This window comes from Phyllobacterium sp. (genome assembly GCF_037994405.1).
Classification (GTDB): domain Bacteria; phylum Pseudomonadota; class Alphaproteobacteria; order Rhizobiales; family Rhizobiaceae; genus Phyllobacterium.
Window position 1 is genome coordinate 1 of record NZ_JBBNAN010000195.1, and the last position, 13,332, is coordinate 13,332.

At 57.2% G+C, this 13,332-nt stretch carries 13 protein-coding genes and 2 pseudogenes; 5 read left to right on the top strand and 10 right to left on the bottom strand.

Going from position 1 to position 13,332, the window contains the following annotated elements; genetic code table 11:
* The 3 genes from AAAC48_RS11085 to AAAC48_RS11095 all read left to right on the top strand — a co-directional run.
* Positions 1-329, top strand: a 329-nt coding sequence (locus tag AAAC48_RS11085) for a CHAD domain-containing protein (protein ID WP_340654225.1), incomplete at its 5' end; no start/stop codon positions are given.
* Between the two features lie 162 nt (positions 330-491).
* Positions 492-1,181: a hypothetical protein gene (locus AAAC48_RS11090; protein WP_340654226.1), complete on the top strand. Its 690-nt coding sequence runs from the start codon at positions 492-494 to the stop codon at positions 1,179-1,181.
* Complete coding sequence (locus AAAC48_RS11095; RefSeq protein WP_340654227.1) at positions 1,168-1,761, top strand: RES family NAD+ phosphorylase; 594 nt, start codon at positions 1,168-1,170, stop codon at positions 1,759-1,761. The genes AAAC48_RS11090 and AAAC48_RS11095 overlap by 14 nt, the downstream gene beginning before the upstream one ends.
* Position 1,762: 1 nt before the next feature.
* Here the strand turns inward: AAAC48_RS11095 and AAAC48_RS11100 are convergent.
* A pseudogene (locus tag AAAC48_RS11100) lies at positions 1,763-1,909 on the bottom strand (IS6 family transposase); the annotation flags it as partial.
* Between the two features lie 73 nt (positions 1,910-1,982).
* Positions 1,983-2,375: pseudogene (locus AAAC48_RS11105) on the bottom strand (nucleotidyl transferase AbiEii/AbiGii toxin family protein); the annotation flags it as partial.
* Positions 2,376-2,720: 345 nt separating this feature from the next.
* On the opposite strand from AAAC48_RS11105, the gene AAAC48_RS11110 reads away from it, so the two are divergent.
* On the top strand, positions 2,721-4,568 hold the full coding sequence (locus AAAC48_RS11110; RefSeq protein WP_340654228.1) for a phospholipase D-like domain-containing protein: 1,848 nt from the start codon (positions 2,721-2,723) through the stop codon (positions 4,566-4,568).
* A gap of 55 nt (positions 4,569-4,623) precedes the next feature.
* On the opposite strand, the gene AAAC48_RS11115 is transcribed toward AAAC48_RS11110, so the two are convergent.
* Positions 4,624-5,604, bottom strand: coding sequence for a DUF6454 family protein (locus AAAC48_RS11115; protein ID WP_340654229.1), 981 nt, complete (start codon positions 5,602-5,604; stop codon positions 4,624-4,626).
* Between the two features lie 127 nt (positions 5,605-5,731).
* A complete protein-coding gene (locus AAAC48_RS11120) occupies positions 5,732-6,262 on the bottom strand; it encodes a histidine phosphatase family protein (protein ID WP_340654230.1) in 531 nt (176 codons plus the stop codon).
* 127 nt (positions 6,263-6,389) lie between these two features.
* On the opposite strand from AAAC48_RS11120, the gene AAAC48_RS11125 reads away from it, so the two are divergent.
* On the top strand, positions 6,390-7,658 hold the full coding sequence (locus tag AAAC48_RS11125) for a DUF4010 domain-containing protein (protein WP_340654231.1): 1,269 nt from the start codon (positions 6,390-6,392) through the stop codon (positions 7,656-7,658).
* Here the strand turns inward: AAAC48_RS11125 and AAAC48_RS11130 are convergent.
* The 6 genes from AAAC48_RS11130 to AAAC48_RS11155 form a co-directional block, all read right to left on the bottom strand.
* Positions 7,602-7,997 (bottom strand): hypothetical protein, encoded by a 396-nt coding sequence (locus tag AAAC48_RS11130; protein WP_340654232.1) that lies wholly within the window; start codon positions 7,995-7,997, stop codon positions 7,602-7,604. The two genes, AAAC48_RS11125 and AAAC48_RS11130, sit on opposite strands and share 57 nt — an antisense overlap.
* A gap of 13 nt (positions 7,998-8,010) precedes the next feature.
* Positions 8,011-8,769: a 2-dehydro-3-deoxy-D-gluconate 5-dehydrogenase KduD gene (gene kduD, locus AAAC48_RS11135; RefSeq protein WP_340654233.1), complete on the bottom strand. Its 759-nt coding sequence runs from the start codon at positions 8,767-8,769 to the stop codon at positions 8,011-8,013.
* Positions 8,753-9,838, bottom strand: a complete 1,086-nt coding sequence (ugpC, locus tag AAAC48_RS11140; RefSeq protein WP_340654234.1) for a sn-glycerol-3-phosphate ABC transporter ATP-binding protein UgpC — start codon at positions 9,836-9,838, stop codon at positions 8,753-8,755. The genes kduD and ugpC overlap by 17 nt, the downstream gene beginning before the upstream one ends.
* 11 nt (positions 9,839-9,849) lie before the next feature.
* Positions 9,850-10,902 (bottom strand): carbohydrate ABC transporter permease, encoded by a 1,053-nt coding sequence (locus AAAC48_RS11145; RefSeq protein ID WP_340654235.1) that lies wholly within the window; start codon positions 10,900-10,902, stop codon positions 9,850-9,852.
* Complete coding sequence (locus AAAC48_RS11150; RefSeq protein ID WP_340654236.1) at positions 10,899-11,927, bottom strand: sugar ABC transporter permease; 1,029 nt, start codon at positions 11,925-11,927, stop codon at positions 10,899-10,901. Before AAAC48_RS11150 ends, AAAC48_RS11145 begins: the two co-directional genes overlap by 4 nt.
* A 199-nt stretch (positions 11,928-12,126) precedes the next feature.
* Positions 12,127-13,332 carry an ABC transporter substrate-binding protein gene (locus AAAC48_RS11155; protein ID WP_340654237.1) on the bottom strand — a complete coding sequence of 402 codons (1,206 nt, stop codon included), beginning with the start codon at positions 13,330-13,332 and terminating at the stop codon, positions 12,127-12,129.

Here is a 13,332-nt window from a genome sequence, read left to right on the forward strand (position 1 = left end):
GGCCGGAGGCGCGCCACAAGCTGCGGATCTTCCTGAAAAAGCTGCGGTATTCTGCGGAGTTTTTCCTGCCGCTCTATTCCAACAAGACTGCGACCAGAAAATACATCAAGCAACTGTCCCGGCTGCAGGATGGATTGGGTGAGGCCAACGACGTCATAACCTCACGGACGCTGCTGTCGGATATCCGGGACAGCGTGCACAGCCCCGATGTGCATCGTGCCGTTGGGGCCGTGACCGGCTGGCAAGGTCATCTCGAGCTTGCCGGAGCCGAACGGCTGCACGACAGATGGCGCAAGTTCAAACGCACTGCCCCGTTCTGGCCAAGCTGAGATATCTTGCCTTCGACAAGCGTCGCTGTCTCCCGTTACGCATCGCGCAGCGGGCTGCAGTTTTGCCGGATTTGGTGTTTTGCGTGACATTAGCAATTGAATTTTCAGTTGTCATGATATATATGTAGAAAGACAAATGAACCATACCAAGGGACATCAAACATGGCGACTCCAGCTTCAGCCGGTACCCAACGTCGCCGCGGCCGTGCCAGCCATTTTGGCGACGCATCATCCACGACGGCCCCGCCGCGCACCCGCCGGACAGAGCCGGGGCCGAGCGATGACCTCATTCAAGCTTTTGTCCTTCGGACTGGCAGGGCTCTTGAGCGCATAGCCGAACGCATGCCACGCGATCGGCTTCTGGCTGCTGTAGGAGCCTCAACTGACACTGACGTGCTTTTCAGCTCGCTGCGTGAGGCTGCCGCTATCGGCGCGGAGATACTGCCGGACAAGCCCGATCCACTGACCGACGCGCTCCTGCGCGGGTCGGAGATGAAGCGCGAGATGCTAAAGGCCGAGGGCGGTGCGCTTTCCGCCCAGCAGCTTGCCGTTCATCTTGGCATCACGCCACAGGGGCTTGGCCGCAAGCGAGAGCGCAATCACATCTTCTGGCTCGACATCGGTGACGGTTACGTCTACCCGGCCTTCCAAATCAGCAAAAGTGGCCTGCTGCCGGGCATCCGTGAAGTGTTAGACGCCTTCACGGTCGATGACCCTTGGATGCGCGTCAACTTCATGTTGACAGGCGACGCCCGCCTCGGAGGCGAACGACCGATCGATCTTCTTCGCGAGGGGAAGATAGACGACGTGGTGATGGCCGCCGCGGCTTACGGCGAACATGGCGCCGCCTGATCCCGGTCCTCTGCCGCCCATCGACGTCGCCAGCCGCGACCTTCCCGTCGAGACCATCGGCGCCGGTACGCGACTGGCCCGGATCCATCGCAGCGACCTCGGCCCGCTCTTCTTCGGCTCGACCGGCGGCAATCGCTTCGATGATCCGACCAAGACTTATGGCGTCTGTTATCTCGCCACGACACTTGAGGGCGCTTTCGCAGAGACCTGCCTGCGCGCCGTCGGCGCGCGCTTTGTCGCCATGACGTTTCTCGAGGCACGATCTTTCTCTGAGATCGAAGTGACCGCAGCCCTTCGGCTGGTTTCCTTTCAAGGTCCGGGCTTGGCGCAACTCGGCGCAACGGGCGCGGTGACGAGCGGCCCCCATGCCGTCGCGCAACTCTGGTCGCGCGCCGTTCACGACCACCTTTCGTCGCCGGACGGCATCACCTATCGCGCCAATCATGACAATGGCGAACTCTGCGTCGCGCTCTTCGATCAGACTAGTGCTCGGCTGAAACCAGCCGAGCCCCAGCCCATCATGAATGACCGGTCGCGCCTCGCAGCGCTGCTTGCACGATACAAGGTCGGGCTCGGCTAGCCACCCATCGATGCACAGTCGAATGGTCAACATGGATATTGCGCTCTTCCATCATTTCTTCCAGATCGCGCAGGCTCAGTCCCTAAGCCGGGTACCAACGCACACCCCGCAGGATGATCGACCGGTCAAAATGACGCCCCTTGAACATCTGGCGTCTCCCGAAGTTTCACCGGAGATACGTAGATCATGTTCCCTTACCGAAGGGTTTGCGACAAAACCCCCTAGACAGAGGTCGCTATGTCAACAGTGTTGAGAACCTGTTCAAGCTCGTAAATGCTGGCCATCACTGTTTCGAATTCGGGCGGCGTCCCGAAGGTCATGGCGGACATTTTCTCATAGTCGGCGGATAGTTTCTTACGCATTTCGGCCCGTCGGTACGAGCCGGAAACCGCCAGGTATGGTCCGGTCGTATCGATGGTCTGGTGCACGAAACATCAGTTCCTTGTGTTTTCGGCGGGGTTCAGCGAGTTCCAGCATAGACGCGGTCGCCCTGCCGTAGTCGGGATGCGTCCAGATCTGGTGAACATCTAGTAGTGGCGCGAGTATCGATTGAGGTCGGGAACTTTCCGGTCAGGATTTTCTTCAGTACTTCGCTTTTCGGTCATCTCAGTCATCAAGCTGGCCTGAGGCGTAGGGTTCTATCTCTGGGTAAGGACGGTCATCGCCGTCGACATAGATCGTCCCTGTATTACTTTTACGACGACTGCGCCTGGACCGCTATCAGCGGTTGGTCAGTTGCGGACGCTGTTCCTGGGCCAAGTGATTAACAGACAACCCATCCCAATCTTTCGTGGACGGCCCCATAATCAGCTCGCCCCCAATTTACCCTTGTGCTGGCCGACGTAACCGAACCAAGTTCCGCGCGGTTCGAATACGCCGCCAGTTGCTGTCATTGAGCTCACAGTCTTTCGTGCTAAGGTTGCATGGGAGCACAGGTACTACCCCGGGGGAGATAGGCCATGAAGGCCATAGCTTTTTCTAACAACGATATTGCCTTGATCGCCTGGACTTATGATCGTCGCCTGAAAGACTGCCTCGGATTTGCTATTTACCGTTGCGCGCCCGACGGTTCAAATCCTGTCCCATTGCCAGCGCTGGCCAGATTCAAGCAGACGGCCAAAGATGCGAAGATCACCACCGAACAAGGTCCGGTCCAAAAGTTCTGGTGGAAGGATCTCGGTGCTGAACATGGAGGCGAGTACGTTTATAAGATCGTCCCGATGACCGGAGCGCCGGGAGCACTTGTTCCCATGACCGACGCCGAACCGCTCATCACCAAAAAAATTAAACTCACCCCTGATCGGGGTCGCTTCAAAGCATATTTCAATCGAGGATTGGTCGCTACCCAGGCAGTTGCGCATGAGCTCGGTAAGCCCAATGCAGATAAGTTGCGTGCTCGCATCAAGGAGCCCGACGATAAGGTGCGCGCCATGTTAACGGGGCAACTCTTTGAAGGGGTGACATCTCTTCTCGACCGCGCCGATCAGCACGGCGATGTAGTGAAAGCGGCGCTCTACGAGCTCAATGATCCGAAGGGCCTGGAAGTGCGCCTTCAGGCTAAAGATCGTGGCGATGCGAAGAGTCGGACCGTCATCCTTGGCAATGAATGGTCAACCGATGAGGACACGGGAAAAGCGGTTAAGGACGTATGCGCTAAGGCTCGGAAGTCCTTGAAGAAGGCAGGTGTGCCTGTGATCGATCGCATGGTGCCTAAAGGGCAGATCCCCCACAACAAGTTCATGGTCCTCGTTGAGAACAACAAACCAAAGGCAGTTCTAACAGGATCGACCAATTGGACCAGCACGGGGCTCGCTACCCAGACCAATAATGCGCTCATTATTGAGTCGCCGCGTGTTGCAGCAGCGTATGATAAGTATTGGGAACAGTTGAAGCTCGATACAGAACGGGCCGACGGCAAACCTAAGTCACTGCAAGATGAGACTTTGCGAGCATGGGATCATGCCCAGAACGATGAAATTATCGGCAAGCCCATCCTGCTAGAAGGTGGTCTTGGAAGCGTCGAGTTGATGTTTTCGCCGAACACCAAAGGGCTTCTGCCGAAGAAGCCCAAACCACCCAATGATATGGCGCGACTATTCGAACTGGTGAACGGTGCCAAGCACGCGGTTCTGTTCCTTGCCTTCGACCCCGGCAACAACTCTATTCTCGACGCAGCAGGTCAGGCCTTGAAGAACAACCCGGATCTGTTCGTGCGAGGAACTTTGACGAATGCCCAGCGCGCTGCAAACTTCAAGAAAGCACTGAAAGGCGCAGGTGATCAGAAGCCAAAGAACGGCGGTTTCGAGGTCGCCGTTATTGGCGAAGCCGGAAAGCCAAAGACGAAAGGTGCCCCAGCGAAGGGAAAGAAGCCACCTCCAGATGTGGACTATCGTGCCATACCGGCGGGTGCAGTTAATAAGAGTGACATCTTCGGCGCATGGGAGGCGGAACTCTACAAAGCGGGATTCGCGATCATTCACAACAAAGTCGTCGTCATCGATCCTTTCAGTGACGACTGCGTTGTCATCACCGGCTCGCACAATCTCGGATATCGTGCGTCGCACAACAACGACGAAAACATGGTGATCATCCGCGGACACAAGCCACTCGCTGAGGCCTATGCGTGCCACGTTCTTGACCTCTACGACCACTATGCTTGGCGATATTGGTTGAGGAAATTTCCGAAGAAGTTTGGGCGGCCACTCGAAGACAAGGACATCTGGCAGGACCGTTACATCAAAGATGCTGATGAAAAATCACCGGAATTGCGCTTCTGGTTGAGTGCTGTCTCTGATGACCATAGCTGATTACACATATCGCAGCCGGATATAGCGCCGGCTGACCACACACGTGCGAGTGGCATTATTTTCCCTGCACGGCGTAAATATAGATGGTCGATCTATCATCTTCGGGCGAAAAATAGGCCATGAGACCCTTATCCGTCGGTTCGATCCAGAATGGGTTCTGTGTCATGGGAAGACCGGCCTCCGTCCAGAGCTGGACCGGAATCTGATAGACGGGCTGACTGGTAGTAAGATTAACGATCTCGAGACCGCCCAACGCGAATTTCGGTCCGTCCTTCTTGATCTGGTAGTTGGTCAGACCGCCACAGAGCATTTCACTGTCGCCAAGATATTTGCAATCCTGATAATCGATATAGTGCGACGGGTTCAGCTTGGCCAACTGTCCACGGTCAACATCGGCGTTGGTCACCTGGCCGTTGTCGTCAAGTGTAAAGGCATAAAAGCGCCGTGATCCCCAACTGACGGCATTCAACGTCTTCTTCTCCGTGTCATGGATTATACCGCCAAGATGATCCTTGTAGCGAAAAACTTCCCTCGACTTCATCGTTTCAGGGTCGACTTGGTAAATGATGGACGCGCTGTTCGGCCTGTATTCGGCAACCGGAACGAAAATCGCTTTTCCGTCGAAGTCAATTCCACCCGGATGATAGATCGACCCTTCGCCGAGGATCACATCTTCAACGAGATTGCCCTTTGAATCGATCTTGAAGAGATGGCCCTTGCCTTCTCCCGTATCACGATCATAACCGCCCTGCGGCTCGTCGTATTTCTTGGTGGGCTTGGTGATCTCCACCGACGTGATGTAGAAAAAGTCGCCGATCTTCACCATTCCCTGCGGATGAAACGTCGGAAAGGATAATTGGATTTGCCCGACGCGTTGCCAGACAGTTCCCCGGTCTAACGTCTTGACCCTATCGCTGATTGCACGACCGCTGTCAGCGGTTTGCGAGAGGGCGGGGAAGGCAACGACCACCATCAAGGCTGCAATGGTGGTTGCCAATTTGAGGTTTGCGAACATTTCACGCTCCGTCACTGTCATGCCGTTTCCGAGAAGTACAATGGATCGGTGACAGCCACGTGAATTGAACAGGCCTATCGCAAACTATTCCGTTGCAACGTGCGCACTCTGATGATTGATGACCTGCAAAGGTTGCCAGCGGCCGTAATTACCCGCTGCCCGTAAGGCGACCGATTGATGTCGGTGTCTCGAACCGTTGAAGCTGGCCGAGGCCTTCCGATACATCACGCCAGCGTTTGACGTCGAAGTCGATCACAACAAGTCCTGCTGTCGGGAATTTTCGGTGTAGCCGCGACAGATCAGATGGACTTCCCTTTCCGATGAGCTTGAGAGCAAGATCCTGAAGGCCCGGATTATGACCGACGAGCAACAGCGCCTTAACGTCAGGTTTTGTTGCGTTGATAACATCGAGGATCGCGCTCGCCGAAGCATAGTAAATGCGTGGTTCTTTTCGCCGCGAAATGTCGTGCTTAAAAGCGGAGCGTGCGAGTTTCCAGGTGTCTTTGGCGCGCCGCGCGGTCGAGACAATGGCGAGGTTGGGCCGCAGTCTTTCCTTCGCCATATAGATGCCCATCAGCGGGCTGTCTTGGCGACCGCGCTTTGCCAGTGGGCGTTCATGATCATCGACACCTTCGGGCCGATCCGATTTGGCATGACGAAGAAGCATCAGCCGGCGCATCAACAGGTTCCTCTTGCTAGTATATCTTGGTGTCACCGAGGATAGCGCCGAAGGTACAATCCGCTCAAGCGCCCCGCGAAACAATTGGAGATTGACGGGTGGCAAATATACTGCGGATATTCCGGCTATGGATGATGTCGAAATTTTTCAACGCATGGGGTTGGCGATTGCTATCGGCGCTGCGGTTGGTGTCGAACGCCATTGGCGTGAAAAGGATGAGGAGGAAGGCAGCCGTACCGCCGGCATTCGTACCTTCACGCTGATTGGCCTGCTCGGCGGCCTCGCCGGATTGCTGGAACATTTTCTTGCGCGTCCCGGCGGGATCCCCGGAGTCGTCCTCGTCGGATTCCTGGTGACCCTGACAGCCGTGTTCGCAGTGTTTCAGTTGCGCGAGGCCATCGCAGAGGAGAACTACAGCGCGACATCGGTGGTTGCTGCCATGCTGACTTTCGCGCTTGCAAGTGCGGCGGTTCTCGGGAGCATGACCGTCGCATCCGCCGGTGGCGTGGTTCTCGTCGCAGTGCTTGCAAGCCGGGATTTTCTCCACGCTTCCATGCGGAAACTGCGCTGGTCCGAACTGCGGTCAGCGGTGATCCTGCTGGCGCTGACCTTCGTTATTCTTCCCATTGTCCCAGCCGAACCCGTTGGACCATTTGGCGGGGTATCACCCTCGAAAAGCCTGATCATGGTCATTGTCCTGGCTGCAATCTCCTTTTGCGGTTACATCGCTGTACGCCTGCTTGGCAGTGCGCGCGGCGAGATTGTCGCCGGTGCGATTGGCGGCGTGATCTCATCCACGGCAGCGACGATTTCCAACGCCAGGCGCTCGACGAGTGAAGACCTGGCGAGACCCCTTGCTGCGGGTGCCATCAGTGCTGGCGCCGTTTCTATGGTCCGAACCAGCTTTTTGGTCATATTGTTGGCACGGCCGCTCGGCGGACAGCTTCTTCCTGTTCTCTTCGCCGGCGCGGCGGTGATGCTTGTCTATGCTGTCCTGCTTGCCCGGCGAAGTGCGCCCAAGCATCAGGAGGTCCTCCCGAAGAATCCCTTTGACCTCGATGAGGTGGTCAAGATGGCTGTTGTTTTGGTGGGTGTCGGATTTCTGGCCCGCGCTGCAAGCGAGATCTTTGGCGATGCTGGGCTGCTCGTCGCTTCGGTGCTGTCAGGCCTTGCCGACGTCGACGCGGCAACCGTAGCAGTGGCAGGATTGCTGCCGACCCTATCAGTAAAGACCGCGTCACTGGCGATCGCCATTGCAGTCCTGTCCAACACGCTGGCCAAGGCTGTCTATGCGTCTATCTTTGGAACGATGGCCTTTGGTGCGCACGTCTGGAAAGCATCAATATTCGCCATCGCTGCGGGGGCGTTGTGTCTTGTTCTGCTCGGACTGTGGTGATTTGGATGTGAAGATTTCCACGGCCGACACACTCATAATGTAGCCTTCGCGCGCCAATACGGCCCGGGGGATCGAGAAGGGCAGGCCTTCCCCACCAAGCTCGTTCGCGCCGATCTCATAGCGGCCGCCATGTGCATGGGCATAGAGGATGGCGGGCCGCGGCACTTGGATGTCAACAGGTCGTGTCAGGAAACCGCGAACCTGCGATCCGTCAGATAGGCGGAAACGAAGCCGCTCCACCACGTGGCTCCCGGCGTCCTCCGTCACGGACGTCACGAGTTCCAGTGACGTTTCCGTCATGCACAAGAGAGCCTTCAGCCGTTGAATGGAACCACTCATCGGCTGTCTCGCATTATCGCACGAGCCAGCCGCCATCGACCGGCAGGATGGTGCCGGTAACATAGCTCGAGCCCGGCGCGGCCAGGAATAGGACCGAGGTATCCAGGTCACCAGGAGTACCCCATCGTCCCATCGGGATGCGTGCGGAAATCTGGGCGTTGCGCCCCGGGTCATTCCGAAGCGCCTGCGTATTATCGGTGGCCATGTAGCCGGGCGCTATTGCATTGACCGTAATTCCATGGGGCGCAAGCTCGTTCGCCATAGCCTTGGTCAACCCGGCAATTCCATGCTTGGAAGCAGTATATGCCGGCACACGAACTCCGCCCTGGAAGGTCAGCATGGAGGCAACATTGATGATTCGTCCCGCGCAGTTCTTGTGGATCATGTGGCGGGCGACGGCTTGCGACAACAAAAACGCGGCCTTCAGATTGACGTCGATGACGCTATCCCAATCTGCTTCGGAATAGTCGAGAAGGTCGGCGCGGCGAATGATCCCGGCATTGTTGACAAGGATATCGATGGGCCCCAGCCTGGAGACAACTTCATCAACGATCGCCGCTGGATCGAACCTCTTGGCGAGATCGACTTGAAGCGCATGAAAGCGTCTGCCGGCTTGTTGAACCAGTTCAGCGGTCTCCGGCATCGCCGTTGAACCGAGGGCGGCAATGTCGGCTCCCGCTCCGGCCAGAGCCAGCGCCATCCCTCTGCCGAGTCCCGTCCTTGCCCCGGTCACGAGCGCAACCTTACCCGAAAGATCAAACTGTGTGCCCAAGGCGAAGACCCTTTTCGTTGAATACGTGAAGCGGCGCCGTCGAAAGCGACAAGCGAATATCCGCACCCGGCATTAGATCGTATTGCCCTGGAGCAACCACCAACACCTTCTGGCCGGCAACGTCGGTGTGGAGGACGGTTTCGGAGCCGAGCGCTTCTACGAGTTTTATTTTTGCTGGAATACCGTGCGTGTCGCCGCCGATCGAGATGTGCTGAGGGCGTACGCCTAAGGTCACGCGTGCGCCTTTGGCGATGCTTGCGCCGTTAGCGGGTACTTCCAACCGGTGCCCACCGGTCAATGCCACGACCGCCTTGCTCGACTGGACCGATTCTACCGTGCCTTCGAGGAAATTCATGTGCGGTGAGCCGATGAAGCCAGCAACAAAGCGGTTGGCCGGCGAATTATAGAGTTCCAGCGGCGTGCCGATCTGTTCGATACGACCGGCGCGAAGCACAACGATCCTGTCGGCGAGTGTCATGGCCTCGACCTGATCGTGTGTCACATAGATCATCGTGGCTGAAAGCCTTGCATGGAGCGCGGCAAGCTCCGCGCGGGTGGAGCCACGAAGCTCAGCATCGAGATTTGAGAGAGGCTCATCGAGCAGGAAGGCGACCGGCCGGCGTACGATTGCCCGGCCAATGGCGACGCGTTGGCGTTGGCCGCCTGAAAGCTGGCCCGGCCGTCGCTGGAGATAGGGCTCAATCTCGAGCATGCGTGCCGCCTCTCCGATGCGCTCCGCTATCTCCGCCTTCGGCATCTTGGTGTTTTCCAGGCCGAATGCGAGGTTCTGGCGAACGCTCATGTGGGGATAGAGGGCATAGGACTGGAACACCATGGCCAGCCCGCGGTCGGCGGCCGGGACTGTGTTAACCACCTTTCCGTCGATGGCGAGTTCACCGCTGGTCGGCCGCTCAAGACCGGCGATCATCCGGAGCAGTGTGGACTTGCCGCAACCGGAAGGGCCGACGAAGACGACGAATTCGCTGTCGGCTATCTCAAGATTGATATCATGAAGGACATCGACACTGCCGAAGGACTTTGCGACATTGGTAAGCTTGATATGGCCCATGAAGATCCCCTTTATTTCAGTCCGGTTCCGGCAATGCCGGTGGTGATGAAGCGCTGCAGGAAGATGAAGACCAGGACGACCGGGATCATGGTCACGACGGTCATGGCAAGGATGAAGTGCCATTGCACGTTCAACTCGCCCGAATAGATGCTGAGCCCAACCTGCAACGTATAAAGTTCCTTGCGCGACAACACGATCAGTGGCCAGAGGAAGTCATTCCAGCGCCAGACCACAGAAAAGATCGCAAGAACCGCAAGTGCCGGCGCCGTCAAAGGCAAGATAATACGCCAGTAAATTTGCCATTCCGACGCCTTGTCCATGCGAGCTGCATCGACCAGTTCATCGGGAATGGTCAGCATGTATTGGCGCAGGATAAACACGCCGGTCGGTGTCGCGACGGTCGGCAGGATTACACCCCAGAGATTGTTGAAGAGGCCAAGCGCCGAGACAATCGAATAGAGCGGCACCATGATGACCGACAGGGGCACCATCAGTGTCGCCAGAATGAGGAGCATGGCTATCGTACGGCCACGAAACTCATACTTGCTGAGCGCAAAGGCGGCCATCGAGTTGACGACCAGAGTGATCAGGGTGGCCACCACTGTCACGAAGACGGAATTCCAAAGATACCGCACAAAATCGAAGTGCGTGAACGGCTCGGTGTAGTTCCCCGAGGCGAAGGACATCGCGCGAACCGGCGTGCGTTGGGATATGTTAACCTTGATAACCTTTCCCGGATTGCTGGGATTGATCATCTGGCCGACAACGCCGATACGCCGAACTTCGGCGAGCTTCCCCTTGCTGCCGTCTGGCAGCGTCACTTCATAAAGATCGAGCGGCTTGTCAAACCCCTCGACGGTCACTTTCTGGGTCACGTAGGGCAGTATGGTCGGGGGAAACTCTGCAAGCGCCGCAGGTGACTTGAACGACGAGCCGACGAGCCAGACCGCGGGACCAAACATGATGAACAGGCCCCCTACAAGCCAGACCCAGGTGACGATATCCGTCCAATGCCAGCCCTTGCCTCCTTTGCGACGAAAAAGGAACTGCGCGACGCGGCTCATTTGCGGCCTCCGTTCTTTTCGCTTGACCGGCTGAGACCGAGTTGCAGCAGTGTCAGGACGACAAGGACCACGCCCATGAGGATGGAAGCTGCAGCAGCGAGTCCCGGATTGCGAAGCTGTGCGGCGAAGCCGGTCTCATAGATATACTGAGTGAGGTACAAGGTACTGGTCCCTGGGCCTCCACCTGTGAGGACATAGACCTCGTCGAATATTTGTACCGCCCGTATCAAGACAAGAACGATCACGACGAGGAGGTTGGGTGCCAAAAGAGGCAATGTGATACGCAGGAATGCGCGCGTGGGCCGCGTACCGTCCATTTCTGCGGCTTCATAAAGGTCCTTTGGAATAGCCTGGAGTCCTGCCAGAAGAATCAGCGTGTAGAACCCCATATGTGCCCAGATCGATACGCCGACTGTCGCAGCAAACGACCAGTTGCGGTCGTTCAGCCAGGCATAGGGTTCGAAGCCGAAGCCGTAGAGACCGAAGTTCAGGAGACCCTGACGTTGCAGGATCCATTTCCAGATGAGGCCGACGACCACCGGTGACAGCAACACGGGGAAAAAGAACATTGCACGCCAGAAACTGCGTGCCGTGAGGTCGCGATTGAGGATCAGAGCGGTCACGAGCGAGAAGCCGATCATCAAGGTGACCTGGAGCACGACAAACCATCCCGTGTTGCCCACGGCAGTCCAGAACGTGTCTTCGGCGCAGCTGTTCGGATCGAGATAGTTGGAGCAGTCGAAGAGCCGGGAATATTGACCCATGCCGACAAAATTGCGGTCCGGCAGAAAAAGGGCGGTGCCGCCCGTCATCGAGTAGGCAAAGTTAATGAAGAACGGCAGGAGGACAAAGATGCCGAATATCAGCATATTGGGCAGCAGAAAAAAGGTCGCCATACCGCCTATGCCCGTCATCCTCTGAAGCCAACGCAATGGAGTGTCGATCAGTCCCATCGCAAAGCGAACCGGAAGCATAATGATTTCGCCAAGGCCTAAACTGGTCTTTCCAGAAACATCCGCCTTCATTGTTCGCTTCCCTCCGCCAAACCGGCACCATGTCTTGCCGCTGGTTCAACCCACAAATTGCTTCTCAAAGTCTTGCCGGCTCCAGGCGCCTGGCCATTGGTCCAGTGTATTTTGCCGGCGCCCCTATGAGTGTCCGGGACGACAGCAGTCCGGTTCTCCAACCTTGTCGCTGTCGCCGTGATCTGACGCGTATCGATCGTTAAAGGCCCGAGTCCTTGACCTTGGCTGCAATATCCGCGTCGATGCGCGAAAACGCTTCCTCAAGCGTCAGTTCGCCTGCTGCCGCCTGGCTAACGCGCGTGACCAGGGCACCATAGAAGGTGTCCGACCAATACCAGCCGGGCAGCTTTTGCGCGAGATCGGACAGGGAAGACGTTGATGTGACAAAGGTGTTCAGAGCCGCCTTTGCCTGCTCGTCGTCCGTTTTGAAATCGAGCCCTTTTTCAATCACACCCTTGTGCGCCGGCAGAAACAGCGTGCGTTCCGAGAATTCCTTCACGATGTCTTCGCGCGCCAGATAGTCCATCACCTTGGCGACTTCGTTTGGGTTCTTCGTGTATTTGATTGCTACGAGACCGGCGCCACCCGGCATCCCGGTGCAATTTGCGGATCCGCAGGGGCTGCCGGTCGCTACCCAATCGAAGTTCGAGCCGATCTTCGTGGAGAAGTTTGGCACCTGCCAGGAGCCGGAATAGTAGTAGACGAGCTGGCCGTTGATGAAGTCATCTGCGCCGGCACGATAGGTCGAACCAGCGGCTGACACCCAGACGTCCTTGCTCATTGTTCCGTCAGCGACCCATCCAACGAACTTGGTTATGAAGTTCTTGGCGCCGTCATCGAGCGGTGCGGGTTTACCATCGGCACCAATATAGTTGGAGCCATAGGAAAGGTTGGGTCCGGTCAGCCGGTGGCCCGAGCGGTCAAGCGCCATCGCAAACGGCACCTTCTGGCTTTCAGCGACTTGTTTCGCTGCCTTTGCCCAGTCGTCCCAAGTTGCGTCCTTCGCCGGAATGGTGACACCGGCTTGATCGAACAGCGTCTTGTTGGCGAAGCCGCCTGTCAGAGTAATCTGGGTCATGAAACCTGAAATCTGGTTCGAACCGTCGGGACGCATCCAGTCGGCCTGCCCACCAAAATTCTTGTCCCAATAGGCCGCGTCGGCGACCAGCGGGCGTAGATCGAGCCAGTGTTTGCTCAACGCCTTCAAATTGGTCACACGAGCTATATCCGGACCATCGCCCGCCTCCAGTTGCACCGGTAGCTGCTCGCGCACCACGCTATAGGAAACATTGTCGAGAATGACATTGATCCCGGGGTTTTCCTTCATGAAACGGCCGAGGAGGTCCTTCAGGACGTCGCCCTCCACACCGTCGGAATACCACATGATGCGGACGTCTCCGGCGAT